16 protein-coding genes and 1 pseudogene are annotated in these 15,634 nt (G+C 58.7%); 14 read left to right on the top strand and 3 right to left on the bottom strand.

Going from position 1 to position 15,634, the window contains the following annotated elements; genetic code table 11:
• Positions 1-19 precede the first annotated feature (19 nt).
• The 8 genes from hemN (at position 20) to K0F75_RS01720 (ending at position 8,203) form a co-directional block, all read left to right on the top strand.
• Complete coding sequence (gene hemN, locus K0F75_RS01755; protein WP_219060039.1) at positions 20-1,408, top strand: oxygen-independent coproporphyrinogen III oxidase; 1,389 nt, start codon at positions 20-22, stop codon at positions 1,406-1,408.
• Between the two features lie 103 nt (positions 1,409-1,511).
• Positions 1,512-2,315: a CbbQ/NirQ/NorQ/GpvN family protein gene (locus K0F75_RS01750; protein ID WP_374028586.1), complete on the top strand. Its 804-nt coding sequence runs from the start codon at positions 1,512-1,514 to the stop codon at positions 2,313-2,315.
• Positions 2,299-2,886 (top strand): cytochrome c oxidase subunit 3, encoded by a 588-nt coding sequence (locus K0F75_RS01745; RefSeq protein ID WP_219060038.1) that lies wholly within the window; start codon positions 2,299-2,301, stop codon positions 2,884-2,886. Before K0F75_RS01750 ends, K0F75_RS01745 begins: the two co-directional genes overlap by 17 nt.
• A gap of 10 nt (positions 2,887-2,896) precedes the next feature.
• Complete coding sequence (locus K0F75_RS01740; protein ID WP_219060037.1) at positions 2,897-3,154, top strand: cytochrome C oxidase subunit IV family protein; 258 nt, start codon at positions 2,897-2,899, stop codon at positions 3,152-3,154.
• A gap of 339 nt (positions 3,155-3,493) precedes the next feature.
• A complete protein-coding gene (locus K0F75_RS26130; RefSeq protein WP_219060036.1) occupies positions 3,494-3,976 on the top strand; it encodes an EexN family lipoprotein in 483 nt (160 codons plus the stop codon).
• A gap of 437 nt (positions 3,977-4,413) precedes the next feature.
• A complete protein-coding gene (locus tag K0F75_RS01730) occupies positions 4,414-4,854 on the top strand; it encodes a cytochrome c (protein WP_219060035.1) in 441 nt (146 codons plus the stop codon).
• A 3-nt stretch (positions 4,855-4,857) separates the two neighbouring features.
• Entirely contained in the window at positions 4,858-6,285 is a 1,428-nt protein-coding gene (locus K0F75_RS01725) for a cbb3-type cytochrome c oxidase subunit I (RefSeq protein ID WP_219060034.1), read from the top strand.
• Positions 6,286-6,361: 76 nt separating this feature from the next.
• A complete protein-coding gene (locus K0F75_RS01720; protein ID WP_219060033.1) occupies positions 6,362-8,203 on the top strand; it encodes a nitric oxide reductase activation protein NorD in 1,842 nt (613 codons plus the stop codon).
• A gap of 17 nt (positions 8,204-8,220) precedes the next feature.
• Here the strand turns inward: K0F75_RS01720 and K0F75_RS25535 are convergent, their stop codons facing one another.
• Together K0F75_RS25535 and K0F75_RS01715 are read right to left on the bottom strand one after the other, a co-directional pair.
• Positions 8,221-8,412, bottom strand: coding sequence for a protein DnrP (locus K0F75_RS25535; RefSeq protein ID WP_257604246.1), 192 nt, complete (start codon positions 8,410-8,412; stop codon positions 8,221-8,223).
• A gap of 5 nt (positions 8,413-8,417) precedes the next feature.
• Positions 8,418-9,101: a Crp/Fnr family transcriptional regulator gene (locus K0F75_RS01715; RefSeq protein WP_219060032.1), complete on the bottom strand. Its 684-nt coding sequence runs from the start codon at positions 9,099-9,101 to the stop codon at positions 8,418-8,420.
• A 529-nt stretch (positions 9,102-9,630) separates the two neighbouring features.
• Between K0F75_RS01715 and K0F75_RS01710 the strand changes: the two genes are divergently transcribed.
• Both K0F75_RS01710 and K0F75_RS01705 read left to right on the top strand, forming a co-directional pair.
• Entirely contained in the window at positions 9,631-10,821 is a 1,191-nt protein-coding gene (locus K0F75_RS01710) for an NnrS family protein (protein WP_219060031.1), read from the top strand.
• Positions 10,822-10,849: 28 nt separating this feature from the next.
• Positions 10,850-11,287: a CopD family copper resistance protein gene (locus tag K0F75_RS01705; RefSeq protein ID WP_219060030.1), complete on the top strand. Its 438-nt coding sequence runs from the start codon at positions 10,850-10,852 to the stop codon at positions 11,285-11,287.
• An 87-nt stretch (positions 11,288-11,374) separates the two neighbouring features.
• Here K0F75_RS01705 and ytfE read toward each other — a convergent pair whose 3' ends face one another.
• Complete coding sequence (gene ytfE / locus K0F75_RS01700; protein ID WP_219060029.1) at positions 11,375-12,049, bottom strand: iron-sulfur cluster repair protein YtfE; 675 nt, start codon at positions 12,047-12,049, stop codon at positions 11,375-11,377.
• Between the two features lie 152 nt (positions 12,050-12,201).
• On the opposite strand from ytfE, the gene norR reads away from it, so the two are divergent.
• The 4 genes and pseudogenes from norR to K0F75_RS25530 form a co-directional block, all read left to right on the top strand.
• Positions 12,202-13,731: a nitric oxide reductase transcriptional regulator NorR gene (norR, locus tag K0F75_RS01695; protein WP_219060028.1), complete on the top strand. Its 1,530-nt coding sequence runs from the start codon at positions 12,202-12,204 to the stop codon at positions 13,729-13,731.
• A 99-nt stretch (positions 13,732-13,830) separates the two neighbouring features.
• Positions 13,831-14,478, top strand: coding sequence for a pyridoxamine 5'-phosphate oxidase (gene pdxH, locus K0F75_RS01690; RefSeq protein WP_219060027.1), 648 nt, complete (start codon positions 13,831-13,833; stop codon positions 14,476-14,478).
• 136 nt (positions 14,479-14,614) lie between these two features.
• The gene (gene moaB / locus K0F75_RS01685; RefSeq protein ID WP_219060026.1) at positions 14,615-15,169 is read left to right on the top strand and encodes a molybdenum cofactor biosynthesis protein B; all 555 of its coding nucleotides are present in this window, start codon (positions 14,615-14,617) and stop codon (positions 15,167-15,169) included.
• Positions 15,166-15,634: pseudogene (locus K0F75_RS25530) on the top strand (molybdopterin molybdenumtransferase MoeA); the annotation flags it as partial. The gene moaB and the pseudogene K0F75_RS25530, both read left to right, overlap by 4 nt.

Genomic DNA, 15,634 nt, shown 5'->3' with positions numbered 1-15,634 from the left:
AACTGAGAGTTGATTGATCATGAATTCTGCGTTTGATTTCAATCGAGCACTGGTCGAAAAGTATGATCGCCCAGGGCCGCGCTACACCTCTTATCCCACCGCGCCACAGTTCCATCAGGCGTTTGCTGTCGACGATTACCAGCGTGCCGCCCGGGACAGTAATCAGGCGGCCGTTCCCAAGTCGCTGTCGGTGTATATCCACATTCCGTTTTGCAAGAGCCTTTGCTACTACTGTGCCTGCAATAAAATCATTACCCAGAAAACGCATCGCGCCGTCGAGTACCTGACGTACCTCAAACGTGAAATCGCCATGCAGGCGGCCTTGTTCGACAGCACCCGCAAACTCACGCAACTGCACCTGGGCGGTGGCACGCCGACTTACTTGACCGGCGAGCAACTGGCCGACCTGATGGACTGCCTGCATCAAGCATTTGATATGGATGACAGCGATGATCACGAGTTCTCTATTGAAGTCGACCCGCGCACCATCAGCACCGAGCAGATTCAATCGCTGCGCCAGTTGGGCTTCAATCGCCTGAGCTTCGGCGTGCAGGACTTCGATCCCGAGGTGCAAGCCGCGGTTAATCGTCAGCAAAGCGAAGAACAGATTTACGCGCTGGTCGCGGCCGCTCGTCAGGCCCGATTCAAGTCGGTCAGTGTCGACCTGATTTACGGCCTGCCGTTGCAAACCGTAAAGAGTTTCGATGTCACCCTTGGCAAGATCATCGCACTGCGTCCGGACCGGATTGCCGCCTACAGCTATGCCCATCTGCCGGAACTGGTGCGCGCGCAACGGCTGATTCGCCTGGCGGACATGCCGCCACCCGAGCGCAAGCTGGAGTTGCTTGAACTGACCATCCGCCGTCTGACCGAGGCCGGTTATGTCTATATCGGCATGGATCATTTCGCCTTGCCGGAAGATGAGCTGGCGTTAGCCCGCGCAAACGGCACCCTGCAACGCAATTTTCAGGGCTATTCAACCCATGCCGACTGCGATTTGATCGGCCTTGGCGTATCCGCTATTGGCAAGGTCGGTGATAGCTACAGCCAGAGCGTCAAGGAGCTTTCCCAGTACTACGCGCGTCTGGATCAAGGGCTATTGCCAGTGCATCGTGGCTACAGGTTGAGCGCCGATGACGTGCTGCGTCGCGAGCTGATCAGCGATCTGATGTGTCACGGACGGATCAGTTTCGAAAAATTCGAAACGCAGCATGGCATCCGCTTTACCGAGTACTTTGCCGATGCACTGGCGCAGCTGGACGAGCATGTCAGCGATGGGCTGCTGCAGATTCACGAGGACGCGTTGGTGCTGTTGCCGCGAGGGCATTTGATGATGCGCAGTGCCGCTATGGCGTTTGACGCCTATCTCGGGGGCGAGCAAAAAGGGCAGTTTTCACGCACCGTTTGACGGCGATCAAGTTTGTCGGCCATGTCGCTTGCCAGGTTGTCGTGGGCACCCGTAGCGTGGTCCTCAAACTCGCTGTTGAGTCCTGCTCTTGCATGAGGTGCCCGTGGACCGTACGCATTCTTTCGAACACAAGGCCGAACCCTTCTACCAACCGCTGAGCAATGAAGAGGCATTGTTCGAGCAAGCCTGGCGACATGGCATGCCGGTCCTGATCAAAGGCCCCACGGGCTGCGGCAAGACCCGGTTTGTCCAGCACATGGCCCATCGGCTGAAACTGCCGCTGTACACCGTAGCGTGCCACGACGACCTGAGCGCTGCCGACCTGATCGGCCGTCATTTGATTGGTGCCCAGGGCACCTGGTGGCAGGATGGGCCGCTGACCCGCGCGGTGCGTGAAGGCGGCATCTGTTACCTCGACGAAGTGGTCGAGGCGCGCCAGGACACGGTGGTGGTCCTGCATCCGCTGGCCGATGATCGTCGAGAGCTGTTCCTGGAGCGCACCGGGGAGGTTCTGCAGGCGCCGCCGTCCTTCATGCTGGTGGTGTCTTACAACCCCGGTTACCAGAACCTGCTCAAAGGCATGAAACCCAGCACGCGACAGCGCTTCGTGGCGATGCGCTTTGGCTATCCGCCGGTGGCCGATGAAGAGCGCATTGTCGCTAGAGAGGCCCAGGTGGACGTCGCGCTGGCGGCGCAGGTGGTCAGGTTGGGACAGGCCCTGCGGCGGCTGGATCAACATGATCTGGAAGAAGTTGCATCCACGCGGTTGCTGATTTTCACGGCAAGAATGATCCATTCCGGCATGAGCCCGCGTGAGGCGTGCATGGCCTGTCTGGCTGAGCCGCTGAGCGATGATCCGCTGACCGTTGCAGCGCTGATGGACGTGGTTGATGTCCACTTCGCCTGAAACCGCTACCGCGTCTCAGGGACATTTACCGGGTGATCTGGCGATGTGGTTTTTCATCCTCGCCGAGCTCTCGGTGTTCGCGATCCTGATCCTCACGTTCGCGGTGACCCAGACACTGAAACCCCAGGTGTTTAGCGAAAGCCGCCAGTTGCTCAACAGCTCGACTGGATTGGCGATGACGTTGAGCCTGCTTACTGCCGGGCTATTTGCTGCGCTGGCTCAGGAGCAGATCAGGCGATCGCGGGCCCGTCACGGTGCCTCATTTCTGCTGGCGGCCTTGCTGGCTGCCAGTGTCTACGTGGTGTTGAAGCTCACTGAGTACCGGCATTTGCTGGCCTCTGGGCTGGGCATGGAGCACAACACGTTTTTCACCCTGTACTGGATCCTCACCGGGTTTCATTTCCTTCATGTATTACTCGGCATGCTGATTCTCGGATGGCTCGCCGAGCGTTGCCGCCGTGGCCTGTACGACGCCAACAACCGTAGCGGGTTTGAATCCGGCGTGCTGTATTGGCACATGGTCGATCTGATCTGGGTCGTGCTGTTTCCGCTGGTCTACGTTCTGAACTGACGAGGTTCTCATGGCTGCTTCCAGGGTTCTGGTCGTCTGCTGGGCAGCGCTGGCTGCCTTAAGCGTGTGCACCGTGGTGCTGGGGCATGCTGGTGCGACTCTGCCGCTGTCCATTGCCATCTTGCTGGTTGCCGTCGGCAAGGCCTGGCTGATCGCCGACGGCTTTATGGAAATGCGCCATGCGCCGCGACTGTGGCGCAGGTTGATGTTGAGCTGGGCAGTGGTTCTGGCGACTGGGGTCGGGCTGACCCTGGTGTCGGTCGCTTAACCAACCTGAAAAAGCAACGGTTCCGACCATCGACGCATTGCCTCGGGCAACGCCTGTTGGCCCTTTTCCTTGAAGCGGCGGACTTCCCATTCGGTTAGGTAGTTGGGGGTGCCCCACAGCGTCATTTCGCGGCGTTGGCGGTTGAAGCGGGTAGGGATGATGGCGGCGCGTTTGTTGTGGTTGTGGCGCCAGACGCCGAGGCCGATGAATAGGGTTTAAAAGCAGGTGTACAGGGCCGCAGAAAAAATTCGGATTTATCCTACATCAAAAGTTGAGCTCTCCTGCATTTTTAGCTGGGTTGGCTTGCCAAAGTCGCCGTTTTTAAGAGCGAAGATCGGCATGAGCAAATCCAGAACACTCCAGCCAATGTACTTGTCAAAACTTACAGGTATGAGTGCAAGACTCTCTGTTGTACTGATTTTCTCTTTTATATTGGTCGGATGCGGGGACGAAAAAGCACCTACGGTTGAATGGTTTGTCGACAATCCATCCGAGATACATCGAACCCTAAGTCGCTGCGACCACCCAACAAAGTACAATCCTATGCCGCACTACACGCGGTGTACTAACGCACGATCTGCATTTTACACTACGAGTATGAATCTAAGGAAACTTGAAGAAGAAAAGAACTTGGCTGCTGCAAGAGATACTCCTGAGAATCTTAAAACGATTGAATGGTACGAGAGTAATCGCCACGCACTAATCGCCAAAATTAAGGCGTGCAAGGAGAGTACGGGGAAAGTAACTGTTGAGTTTCACGTCGGATGCTTAAAGGCTAATCAAGCAGCAATGAATAGGTACGTGCGTGGGCAGTTCTGGTAGGAAAAAAACCTGTTCCAGTGCCCTTGGTCAGTCAATTAAAGCTAAATGTCTGGTGGGATTATTCCCGATTCAGCTCTATCGGACGGCCACTGGTATCGACCGAAGAGCTGATCTCCGCTGCGCGGCGATGCGTAAGCTGCTTCATATCGTTTATGGCGTGCTTAAGTCAGGGAAGCCGTTTGACTCAAAACTGGCGCTTGCTCATTGAAGGTCAAGACGGTATCTACAAATTTCTAAAACTTTGCGCTTATATTTCAACCACTTAACTGTAAATAGCACATGGACCCACCCTCGACCTGCCAGGGACAACATACTAAGTCGAGCGACTTTTTGATGTGGATACCCGACCAAAACCATCTGACTTTCTTGATCGCCATCAAGCAGGTTTCAGCCCTTCGCTTCCTATCATGGACAGGCCAAGCAAAGAGGAAGCGGCTATGTCAGAGACCTTCACTAAAGGCATGGCCAGGAATATCTACTTCGGGGGAAGCATTTTCTTCTTCCTGATATTCCTGGCCTTGACCTATCACACCGAACAGACCTTTCCAGTCCGCAGCAATGAAGCGCAGTTAACCGAGTCAGTGGTGCGCGGCAAGTTGGTTTGGGAGCAAAACAACTGCATCGGCTGCCACACGCTACTGGGCGAGGGCGCTTACTTCGCGCCTGAACTGGGTAACGTGTTCCAGCGGCGCGGCGGGGAGGAGGGTTTCAAACCCTTTCTGCATGCCTGGATGAAGCTACAGCCGCTAGGCGTGCCAGGTCGGCGAGCAATGCCTCAGTTCAACCTGAGCAATCAGGAGGTGGACGACATCGCGGAGTTCCTCAAGTGGAGCTCGAAAATCAACACCAATGGCTGGCCGCCAAACAAGGAGGGCTGAGAGATGAGTATTCCTAATCCACATCTGAAATTCGCCTCGCAAGCCGTTGCCAAACCGTACTTCGTGTTTGCCCTGATCCTGTTTCTCGGTCAGGTGGTGTTCGGTTTGATCATGGGTCTGCAATACGTGGTGGGGGACTTTCTGTTCCCGGTCATCCCCTTCAACGTGGCGCGGATGGTGCACACTAACCTGCTGATTGTCTGGCTGCTGTTCGGCTTCATGGGCGCTGCCTACTACCTGATCCCGGAAGAAGCCGACCGCGAACTGCACAGTCCGAAACTGGCGATCATTCTGTTTTGGGTATTCGCCGCCGCTGGCGTACTGACGATTATGGGCTATCTGCTGGTGCCCTATGCGGGCCTGGCCAGGCTGACTCACAACGAGCTGCTGCCAACCATGGGCCGGGAGTTTCTGGAGCAGCCGACCATCACCAAAATGGGGATTGTGGTGGTGTGTCTGGGCTTTCTCTACAACATCGGTATGACCCTGCTAAAAGGTCGCAAGACCACCATCAGCATGGTCATGATGACCGGGCTGATCGGGCTCGCGGTGTTCTTCCTGTTCTCCTTCTACAACCCCGGCAACCTGGCCCGTGACAAGTTTTACTGGTGGTGGGTGGTGCATCTTTGGGTGGAAGGCGTGTGGGAGCTGATCATGGGCTCGATGCTGGCCTTCGTGTTGATCAAGATCACCGGTGTGGACCGGGAAGTGGTCGAGAAATGGCTCTACGTGATTATCGCCATGGCGCTGATTACCGGGATCATCGGCACCGGTCACCACTTCTTCTGGATCGGTGCACCCGAGGTCTGGTTGTGGGTCGGCTCAATCTTCTCGGCACTGGAGCCGCTACCGTTCCTGGCTATGGTGATATTCGCCTTCAGCATGGTGAAAAAGCGTCGTCGGCAACACCCGAACCGCGCCGCCACGTTGTGGGCCAAGGGCACCACGGTGACAGCCTTCTTCGGTGCCGGCGTCTGGGGGTTTCTGCATACCCTGGCACCGGTCAACTTCTACACCCATGGTTCGCAGTTGACGGCGGCTCACGCTCACCTGGCCTTCTACGGTGCTTACGCAATGATCGTGATGACCTTGATCAGCTACGCCATGCCACGTTTGCGCGGGCTCGGTGAAGCAGCGGACGAGCGCTCGCAGACCCTCGAGATCTGGGGCTTCTGGTTGATGACCCTGTCGATGGTGATGATCACGCTGTTGCTCACCGCTGCCGGTGCCGTCCAGATCTACCTGCAACGCTGGCCGGTTGATGGGGTCGCGTTGCCATTCATGGCCACGGTCGAACATTTGACCGTGCTGTTCTGGGCCCGTCTGGCCAGTGGTTTGGGGTTCTTTGCCGGACTGCTTTGCTATCTGTTCAGCTTCAAGCAGCGTAGCCGCGCAGCCTTGCGCGCCCCAGCCGCTGTTGTCCCTTCATGAGCCGGTGAAACGGCTGGAAAAGTCGGCCCGGCTGATACAGCGGGCCGTTTTTGGTTTTCAGACAGGGCAATAAACCATGGCCTTTACCGTCGAACTGGAAGAGTGGGTAGGCAGTGTCTGGCATCGCTTTATCACGCGGCGTGCCAGCCCGGATTTCCCGGAAGCGCGGGTCGAACTGGCCGGCCAGCAACGACCGCTGGCGCTGTTGTTTCGCGCCATGGGCGGCGCCAGTGGCATTGGTGTGGAAGCCGCCAGTGACCGCGATCTTTTGCTGCGCCGCAACGTGTTGCAGCAGATCGCCGGTACCTGCAAACAAGTGCCATTGGCCTGGTGCGACGAGAATAACCTTCGTTTGCCGTCGAGCCTCGCGGTCTTCCCGGAGGTCGCATTGAATGAGGAACTGTATCGGTGGCTGGCGCTGCTGGCGGCACAGGCCGGTCAGATGCGCCACTGGGGGCGGGACAATCAACGCTGGACGCAAATGCTGCTACAGCGCTACCCCGTATTGCGTTCTCGCTATAAACGCCTGGTCGATGCGCATCTGCAATTGCGCCCGGATCCAGCATCGTTGAGCGCTGGCGAAGCGGCACTGGAACGGGCGCTATGCCAGGCGTTGCGCGAGCCGGGCAGTGTCGAGCATTTTCCCCGTAGCGAACGGGCGGCCTGGCCACTGCCGTTGTGGCTATACCCACCGCAGGACCTGGCAAGCCCGCAGGCTGCGGACCTGAGCGAAGAGTCGGAAGAGTATTTGGCTACGCCTCCCGGCGAGCAGAAAGGTGGACGCAAGCGCGCCAAGCGGATTGATGAGAGCACTAGCAAAGGCGGGCTGTTGGTGGTGCGTCTGGAGAACCTGTTCAGCTGGACCGAACACGTGGATCTGGATCGTTGGTCGGACGACAGCGAAGACCCGGACGCCGCCCGGGTCGCCGATGACCTGGACGAATTGACCCTGTCGCATACGCGTCTGCGCAAGGGCGGCGGCCTGAAGCTGCACCTGGATTTGCCGCCGGCCGATGTCGACGATATCCCGCTGGGCGAGGGCATCAAGTTGCCTGAGTGGGACTATCGCAAGCAGCAGATGCAGGACGGTTTCGTCAATCTGCAAATGATGCTGCCGCGCGATTGCCTGGCGCAGCCGTTACCGTCACGGCTAAAGACATCGGCGCACCGTCTGCGGCGTCAGTTCGAACACCTGCGCAATGACCGCCAATGGTTACGCCAGCAGCCCCAGGGGTCTGAGCTGGACATGCAGGCCTGGCTGGATTTTCATGTGGAGCGCCAGCAGGGTCTGTGCGCCGAGCGGGGTCTGTACAGGGAGCAACGCCAGACGCGTCGCGACCTGGCGTGCCTGCTGCTGGCGGATGTATCAATGTCCACCGACGCCCACCTGAACGATGAGCATCGAGTGATCGATGTGATCAGGGACAGCCTGCTGCTGTTCGGCGAAACACTGTCGGTGCTGGGTGACGATTTCGCCCTGTACGGGTTTTCCTCGCTTCGTCGCCAGCAAGTGCGCATGCAGGAACTCAAATCGTTTACCCAGCGTTATGACGACAACACCCGAGGCCGCATTCAAGGGCTCAAACCGGGGTATTACACGCGCATGGGCGCCGCCATTCGCCAGGCCACGCAGATACTGGGTGGCTGCAAACGGCGACGCAAACTGCTGTTGCTGCTGACGGACGGCAAGCCCAACGACCTGGATCTCTATGAGGGACGCTACGGTGTTGAAGACACCCGCGAGGCGGTGCTGGAGGCGCGGCGTCAGGGATTGACGCCATTCTGTATCACCATTGACCGCGAGGCCGGTGATTACCTGCCTTATATGTTCGGTGCCAATGGCTACACCTTGATTCGTCAGCCCGAGCAATTGCCCCTGCGCTTGCCGCAGTTATATCGCCAACTGACTCAGCCTTAACCAGTGTGGCTGCCGCATCAGTGGATGCTGCGCGGTAGCCAGAAAAACATCGTCACGCAAAAGATCGTCAGACCGATGCAGAACCACAAGAATCGGCGTTGCCGACGTTCTCCTTCGTGTTCGGCCAGCGCTGGCAGAGGCATGCCGCATTGTTGGCATTCGGATTCCTGTGAGGGGTTGGCGTGTTGGCAATACAAACAGGTGGGCATGATACTCACTCGAATTGTTCCAGGCGCAGACGATCAAGAATCTCGATCTGGCGACCGTCTTGGGTGATGATTTTTTCATCGATCAAGCGCCGGATGATTCGCGAAAACGTCTCCGGCTGGATGGAGAGATGCCCGGCAATCAGCTGCTTGGCCATAGGCAGTTCGAATTGGCTGTCAATGGTTTGCAGGCGCATCAGTTGCGTCAGCAGATACCGCACGACCCGGTGGGTCGCATTTCTCAGCGACAGGGTTTCGATCTCGTTGACCCGCTGGTGCAGGCGCACACACAGCTTGCCGAGCAGGGCAAAGGTCAGGCGACTATTGCTCTGCAGCAGGCGCATGTAGGTGCTGTTGGATAAGCGGTAGAGCTGAGTGGGACAGATCGCTTCGGCAGACGCCACATAGTTGGGTGTGTCCATCAGCATCATCGCCTCGGCAAAGGTTTGCCGCTCACCGATGACCTCAAACACCTTCTCTTGCCCATCAGGCGTCAGGCGATAGATTTTCACTGCTCCGGCAATCACGAAATAGAACGCGTCGGCCCGCTCGCCCTGACGAAACAGCGGTTCGCCTTTGTCGATGCTCAGTAGGTGGCTGGTACTCATCAGTTCATCCAGCTGTTCTTCATTCAACGGCTCGAACAAATGATGACTGCGCAGAATCTGGTGATGGACGCGATGAAGCACCATAAAAATTCATCCTGAAGGTTGAGGAGGGGAACGGCTATCACGTCAAACGAGGCCGAGAGAGACACCGCTGGCCAAGGCCACGATTGAGGTCAAAACCACAAACCATGCCAGTGGCTGAATGACTTTTTTCATGACGACTCCGGGTAATCGAGGGGGAAAGTTTCATTGAAAGTGCTCATGCATGAGCAAGACGCGGGCCATGCCCGGAGGCCCATGTTTACTGCGGGTATCAAAGGATAAGGTTAAAAATACCCTGCGCCTTATGGTTTAAAAAACCATTAAATGGTCAATTTTACCCTGCGCGAATCAGTTGTCATGGCGAGAGCGCTTGCCCCGCTCGCGATAGGCGGGGGTGCTAGGTCCTGATTGGCATTAGGGCACGCCCTTTGCAAACCCGTATTCGACTACAAACGGTCAATCTGACCTTTGACAGTTTGCACGCTTGATATGTGACAAGTGCCGCTCATCGCTAATACCCGATGATAGGACTGGGATTTACCCGCCGGTAACAAGGTAGAGGAGTGGCTTTATGCAAGTACTTGACCGCCGTACAGCGATGGCAATTGTGCCGCTGTTACGCCTGGCCTTCAGGCCATTTTTCCTGGCGGGCTGTCTTCTGGCGTTGCTGGCCATACCGCTCTGGCTGGCGGCCTTGAGCGGCGCGATATCCAGTTGGCAGCCAGCAGGCGGTTGGCTGGCCTGGCATCGGCATGAGCTGCTGTTCGGCTTTGCGCTGGCAATTATCGCCGGTTTTCTGCTGACCGCCGTGCAGACCTGGACCGGTCGTCCTGGCATCAGCGGCAGGCCGCTGGCGGCTCTGGCGCTGCTGTGGTTGTTCGCACGACTGGCCTGGTTGGCGAATGTGCCGTGGCCACTGCTCGCGGTTCTGGAGTTGGCGTTCCCGCTGGCGGTGGCGGCACTGATGGGCTTCACCCTGTGGAAGGTGCGGCAGAAACGTAACTACCCGATTGTGTTTGTGTTGCTGCTGTTGACCGCGGCTGACGGGTTGTCCGTGTTCGGCCTGGTTGACGGCCATGAAGGCTGGCAGCGTCAAGGCGTTCTGACGGGCATCTGGCTGGTGGCGGCGATGATGGGTTTGATCGGTGGACGGATCATTCCGTTTTTCACCCAGCGCGGCCTCGGCCGGGTCAATGCTGTTGCCGCCTGGCCCTGGCTTGATCGCTTGCTGTTGGTGGGCTCACCGTTGGTGGCGCTGTTGTATGCAGCCGGACCTGCGCTTAACCCCAATGTCTGGGTCGGCCTGCTGTTTGCTGTGTTGGCGGCGGGGCATTTGCTGCGTCTGGTTCGCTGGCATGATCGGGCGCTCTGGCGCGTGCCGCTGCTCTGGTCACTGCACCTGGCTTATGGCTGGTTGGCGGTGGCCTGTGTGGGCATGGCGCTGTGGCATTTCGGTGTGCCGGTGAACCCGAGCCTGGCGGTGCATTGCCTGACGATAGGTGCCATGGGCGGCTTGATTCTGGCGATGATCGCGCGGGTCACTCTGGGGCATACCGGTCGTGCGCTGGAGCCGCCGTCAGGCATGACCCTGGCGTTTATTTTGCTGAACCTGGCATGTCTGAGCCGGGTGGCGCTGGTGCTGTTGTTTCCGTTGGGGGCGTTATGGCTGGCGGGGCTGTGCTGGGCGTTGGCGTTTGCGCTCTACGCCTGGCGCTATGGGCCAATGCTGCTGCGGACCCGGGTTGATGGCCATCCAGGATGAGCAGACGAACTGACGGAGGCTACCGCTGATGTATCCCTTTTTGCTGGTCACTCACTTGCTGGCGGCCATCGCCTTTATCGGCACGCTGTTTTTCGAGGTGTTCATCTGGCATTCCGCCCGCCAACAGTTGGCGAGCGGCGGGCAACTGACGGCGGATCAAGCGATTGCGGTGCGCTCGCGCAAAGTGCTGCATGGGGTGGTGTTGCTGTTGTATGGCGCCGGCATCGGGCTGGCGTGGCAGCACCGTGGTGTATTGAATCAGCCGCTGGCCAGCAGTTTTGGCACGCTATTGAGCCTGAAGATCGTTCTGGCCTTGAGCATCATCGGGCATTACTTGCTGCTGGCGTATTGGCTGAAAAGCGCACGGATGACGTCGGTCCGCGCCAACTGGATTCGCCGCAGCATTCTGGGACACATGCTGTTGATCGTGATCCTGGCCAAGGCCATGTTCTATTGGCACGGTTGATCATCTCATCATCGTAGCTTCATCCGGCCCAGAAAAAACCCGCGCCAACCGGTTGGCTGGCGCGGGTTTTATAGTGCCGGTAAGTGATCAATGGCGAGGGTTCAGGGCCTTGACGAACAGCACGTTGTTTTCCAGATGGATGTGCTGCATCAGGTCGTCTCGAAATTCCAGTAGCCCGCGATAAAGGGCGCGCCAAGTGTTGCAGGCATCGGCAGGTGGCGTGATGTTGTCGGTCAGGGCGAGCATTTTTTCCAGGGCTTCACCGTGTTGATCATGTTCAAAGCGCAGCACCTGGATCGGCGGTGCGGCCCGGGGACCCATTCCCTGTTGCAGCATCGGGAAGAGCACTTGTTCTTCCTTGAGCATGTGGCCCTCGAGTTCTTGCTGCATGTCCCGCAGGTGGTCGGCCAGGCCATTGGGGCAGTTGCTGCGTGCGCCATGGACCTGCTCGACACGGCGGGCCAGGCGGATCAGTTCCGGCAGTTGCTCGCGGTGGCGGGCGTGGTAGCGCGCCAGGATATGGGCGATCAACAGTTCCTCGGGTTCGTTGCGCCAGTCGTGCTGGGTTTCACCGGCGTCTTGCAAGGCGTAGAGCGCGTCGGCAATCAGCAGGGGATCGAGGCCTTTACCAAGGGCTGCTTCACGCAGGCTTTTTTGCCCGCCGCAACAGAAGTCCAGATTGAAGGCGTGAAAAGTCCGGGTGGCGCCGGGAATGTCGCAGGCCAGTTGGCCGAGACTTTGGTCCAGAAGGGTCAGGCTCATCGGGTTTCCTTTTAGGTTTCACAGGTTCCCCAATCCTTTTGCATCCGGCATGCCATAGTTAACGTATTGAAAATACTCGATTAATTTTTTGTTGTGGTGATAAGTACCCTGACGGCCTAGGGTGAACACAACCATAAAGGGTGATTATTACCATGCTCCGTGAAAGCCTGGCTGCTGACTTGATCGTCGAGCTGCCGAATGCCGTGCGTTTGCAACGGCTTGTCCACACCCTGCGCGAGTACTTCCACAGTGGCGCCGTGGGGTTGCTGCGTCTGGATGATGACAGCCTGAGGCCAGTCGCGACGGTAGGACTGGTTCACGAAGCGCTGGGGCGCCGGTTTGTCATCGCCCAGCATCCTCGACTGGCGGCGATTATGGCCTCACGCGAGCCCACGTGGTTCGAGCCCGACAGCCGCCTGCCGGACCCCTATGACGGCTTGCTCGACGGCCATGTCGGCGAACCGTTGCCGGTGCATGACTGCATGGGCGTGAGTCTGTATGTGGAAGGGCGGATATGGGGCGCGATCACACTCGATGCGCTGCATGCCGGGACCTTCGACAGCCACGCGCGGGAGGAGCTCAAACGCTGTACGTTGCAGATCGAGGCCGCTGTGCGGGTAACCCGGCTCGAGCAGGAAAACCGCAGCTTGCGCTTGTCCCGCAGCGATACTCAGGACGTGCGGATGCCCGCTGAGGAAGGCGAAATCCTCGGTCAGAGCGACGTGTTGCGCCAGTTGCTTAATGAGCTGGAGGTGTTGGCCGATTCTGAACTGCCGGTATTGCTGCTGGGCGAAACCGGGGTCGGTAAAGAGCTGTTCGCCCGGCGTTTGCACCGCCTTTCACGCCGGCGTCACAAGCCTCTGGTGCATGTCAATTGCGCCGCCTTGCCGGAATCGCTGGCGGAGAGCGAGTTGTTCGGGCATGTCAAAGGAGCGTTTTCCGGGGCGACCAGCGATCGTGCCGGGCGTTTTGATGCGGCCAACGGCGGCACGCTGTTTCTCGACGAGGTCGGTGAGTTGCCATTGAGCGTGCAAGCCAAATTGCTGCGCACGTTACAAAACGGCGAGATCCAAAGGCTGGGCGCCGACAAGCCGCTGCATGTCGATGTACGGATCATCGCCGCGACTAACCGACATTTGCCGGACAGCATTCGCGACGGCTTGTTTCGTGCCGATCTGTATCACCGTCTCTCGGTGTACCCAGTGCCTATTCCGGCCCTGCGCGAACGCGGTAGCGATGTGTTGATGCTGGCCGGGCATTTCCTTGAACTCAATCGGGCGCGACTTGGCCTGCGCGGTTTGCGTCTGTCGCCGGCGGCCGAGCGAGCGCTACTGGGCTATGCCTGGCCAGGCAATGTGCGTGAACTGGAACATGTGATCAGTCGAGCCGCGTTGAAGCAGTTAAGCCGCGGCACCAGTCGCAACCTGATCATGACGCTGGAGCCCGAGATACTGGATCTCGACAGCGCGGTGGGGTCACAGGGCGCGGTTGCCGAGCTGCCGCTGAACGTTGCGCCTGGCTTGCCGTTTCAGCCCTTGGGTGAAGCCGTCGACGATTACCAGCGGCAAAAAATTCTTCACGCCCTGAGTCTTTCCGGGGAAAACTGGGCCAGTGCCGCACGGCTTCTGGAGGTCGATCCCAGCAACCTGCACAAACTGGCCCGGCGTTTGCGGCTCAAGTGAGGGAGGGCTGTCGGGTGTCGTTGCTCAGTGTTGATGGTGGTCAAGGTTGTGTCGCGGAGTGACTCGCACACTGCGCATAACCTTCTGGAGATCACCACCATGCCCCTTTCCCTGGCTGAAATGCGCCGTAGTTACACCCTTGATGGCTTGCAAGACGATCTGGCGATGGACGACCCTCTGGTCATGTTCCGGCAGTGGATGCAGCAAGCTCGCGAGACCGAGAGTGCCCCCGTCGAGGCCAATAGCATGGCCTTGGCGACGGTTGACAGCGCGGGGCGACCACACTGCCGAATTCTGCTGCTCAAGGGCTTCAGCGATGAAGGTTTCACTTTTTTCGGCCATTACCAGAGTGACAAGGGGTTGCAGCTGGCGAGCAATCCCTATGCCGCCATAACCTTTTTCTGGCCCGGTCTGGAACGTCAGGTTCGGATTGAAGGTCAGGTGTCCAGGCTCGCCTCGCAGCTCTCGGATGCTTACTTCGACTCCCGCCCCCTGGCCAGCCGTTTGGGTGCCTGGGCTTCGCCGCAAAGCCGTCCAGTGGCGAGTCGCGCAGCGCTCGAATCCTTATTGGCAGAAACCGAACAGCACTTCGTCGGCCAGACGTTGCCGCGACCCGAGCATTGGGGTGGTTACTGCCTGCATCCTGAACGGCTGGAGTTCTGGCAGGGGCGTGCTGATCGCCTGCATGATCGTCTCGACTACCGCTTGCAGAATGGCGTGTGGCAACGAAGTCGTTTGGCGCCTTGAGCCCAAAAGATCGTCCGGGTGCCTGGCTGGCCGGCACTGACCCTTTGCCCTGTCGAGGTACCTCCTTGGAGGAATAGGCTCGATCAGAATTCCGGTTCAGGCTGGGCCATACCCTCATCTACGGGAAGGCTTGGATATGGCCCATCTGGCGCAACGCACGTTTCAACCGCTGAACATCGCCGTACTGACCATCAGCGATACGCGAACCTTTGAGACCGACACCTCGGGACAGACGCTGACGGATTTGTTGCAAACGGCCGGGCATGTGTTGATCGACCGTGATCTGGTCAAGGACGACATTTATCAGATCCGCGCCAAACTCTCCCACTGGATCGCCGACCCCAAGGTGCAAGTGGTGCTGATGACCGGCGGCACCGGATTCACCCCTCGCGACAACACGCCGCAAGCGGTCCTGCCCTTGCTGGATAAACATGTGGAAGGCTTCGGTGAACTGTTTCGTCAGGTGTCTCTGGCGGAAATCGGCATGTCCAGTCTGCAGTCACGGGCGTTGGCCGGGATGAGCAATGGGGTGCTGGTGTGCTGCGTACCGGGTTCACCGGGCGCGTGCCGAACTGCCTGGGACAAGATCCTGCTCGAGCAACTGGACAGTCGCACCGGCCCGTGTAATTTCGCTCCGCATTTGAAGCCGCAGGGGCAGCAGGTGATTGACGCCTGCGAGGCACGCTCATGACCGGCCCGGTGTGCGACAGCGGCAACTTGATGCCCGTGGACGAGGCCATCAGCCGACTGCTGAGCCAGGTACGACCGCCGCCACCGATACAAAAGATCCCCCTGGATCAAGCCTTGGGGCGGGTGCTGGCAAGTGACATCCATTCCCCGGTAAACCTGCCGGCCTGGGACAACAGTGCCATGGACGGTTATGCCCTCAGGGCGTCTGACCTGCCACTGGCGGGCGGTTATCTGTCGGTGGTTGGACGGATTGCCGCAGGGGCCAGCGACAGCTCGCCATTGTTGCCGCAACAGGCGGTGAGGATTTTTACCGGAGCGCCATTGCCACCGGGAGCCGATACCGTGGTGCCGCAAGAACGTTGCCGGGTCGAGGGCGCGCAAGTCTGGTGCCCGCCGGTAAGCGTCGGCGAGCATGTGCGCAAGGAGGGCGAGGAAGTACGCCAAGGGCATCTGTTGCTCAAGGCGG

The sequence above is a fragment of the Pseudomonas sp. UMAB-08 genome (assembly GCF_900095225.1).
GTDB lineage: Bacteria > Pseudomonadota > Gammaproteobacteria > Pseudomonadales > Pseudomonadaceae > Aquipseudomonas.
The sequence above is the reverse complement of the archived record's forward strand: the minus strand, read 5'-3'. Positions and strand labels throughout refer to the sequence as shown.

What these genes read in the sequence shown, in the direction of transcription:
- hemN (WP_219060039.1), top strand. Translation starts at nt 20, where the DNA reads ATGAATTCTGCGTTTGATTTCAATCGAGCACTGGTCGAAAAGTATGAT.
- K0F75_RS01745 (WP_219060038.1), top strand. Translation starts at nt 2,299, where the DNA reads ATGTCCACTTCGCCTGAAACCGCTACCGCGTCTCAGGGACATTTACCG.
- K0F75_RS01740 (WP_219060037.1), top strand. Translation starts at nt 2,897, where the DNA reads ATGGCTGCTTCCAGGGTTCTGGTCGTCTGCTGGGCAGCGCTGGCTGCC.
- K0F75_RS26130 (WP_219060036.1), top strand. Translation starts at nt 3,494, where the DNA reads ATGAGCAAATCCAGAACACTCCAGCCAATGTACTTGTCAAAACTTACA.
- K0F75_RS01730 (WP_219060035.1), top strand. Translation starts at nt 4,414, where the DNA reads ATGTCAGAGACCTTCACTAAAGGCATGGCCAGGAATATCTACTTCGGG.
- K0F75_RS01725 (WP_219060034.1), top strand. Translation starts at nt 4,858, where the DNA reads ATGAGTATTCCTAATCCACATCTGAAATTCGCCTCGCAAGCCGTTGCC.
- K0F75_RS01720 (WP_219060033.1), top strand. Translation starts at nt 6,362, where the DNA reads ATGGCCTTTACCGTCGAACTGGAAGAGTGGGTAGGCAGTGTCTGGCAT.
- K0F75_RS25535 (WP_257604246.1), bottom strand. Translation starts at nt 8,412, where the DNA reads ATGCCCACCTGTTTGTATTGCCAACACGCCAACCCCTCACAGGAATCC.
- K0F75_RS01715 (WP_219060032.1), bottom strand. Translation starts at nt 9,101, where the DNA reads ATGGTGCTTCATCGCGTCCATCACCAGATTCTGCGCAGTCATCATTTG.
- K0F75_RS01710 (WP_219060031.1), top strand. Translation starts at nt 9,631, where the DNA reads ATGCAAGTACTTGACCGCCGTACAGCGATGGCAATTGTGCCGCTGTTA.
- K0F75_RS01705 (WP_219060030.1), top strand. Translation starts at nt 10,850, where the DNA reads ATGTATCCCTTTTTGCTGGTCACTCACTTGCTGGCGGCCATCGCCTTT.
- ytfE (WP_219060029.1), bottom strand. Translation starts at nt 12,049, where the DNA reads ATGAGCCTGACCCTTCTGGACCAAAGTCTCGGCCAACTGGCCTGCGAC.
- norR (WP_219060028.1), top strand. Translation starts at nt 12,202, where the DNA reads ATGCTCCGTGAAAGCCTGGCTGCTGACTTGATCGTCGAGCTGCCGAAT.
- pdxH (WP_219060027.1), top strand. Translation starts at nt 13,831, where the DNA reads ATGCCCCTTTCCCTGGCTGAAATGCGCCGTAGTTACACCCTTGATGGC.
- moaB (WP_219060026.1), top strand. Translation starts at nt 14,615, where the DNA reads ATGGCCCATCTGGCGCAACGCACGTTTCAACCGCTGAACATCGCCGTA.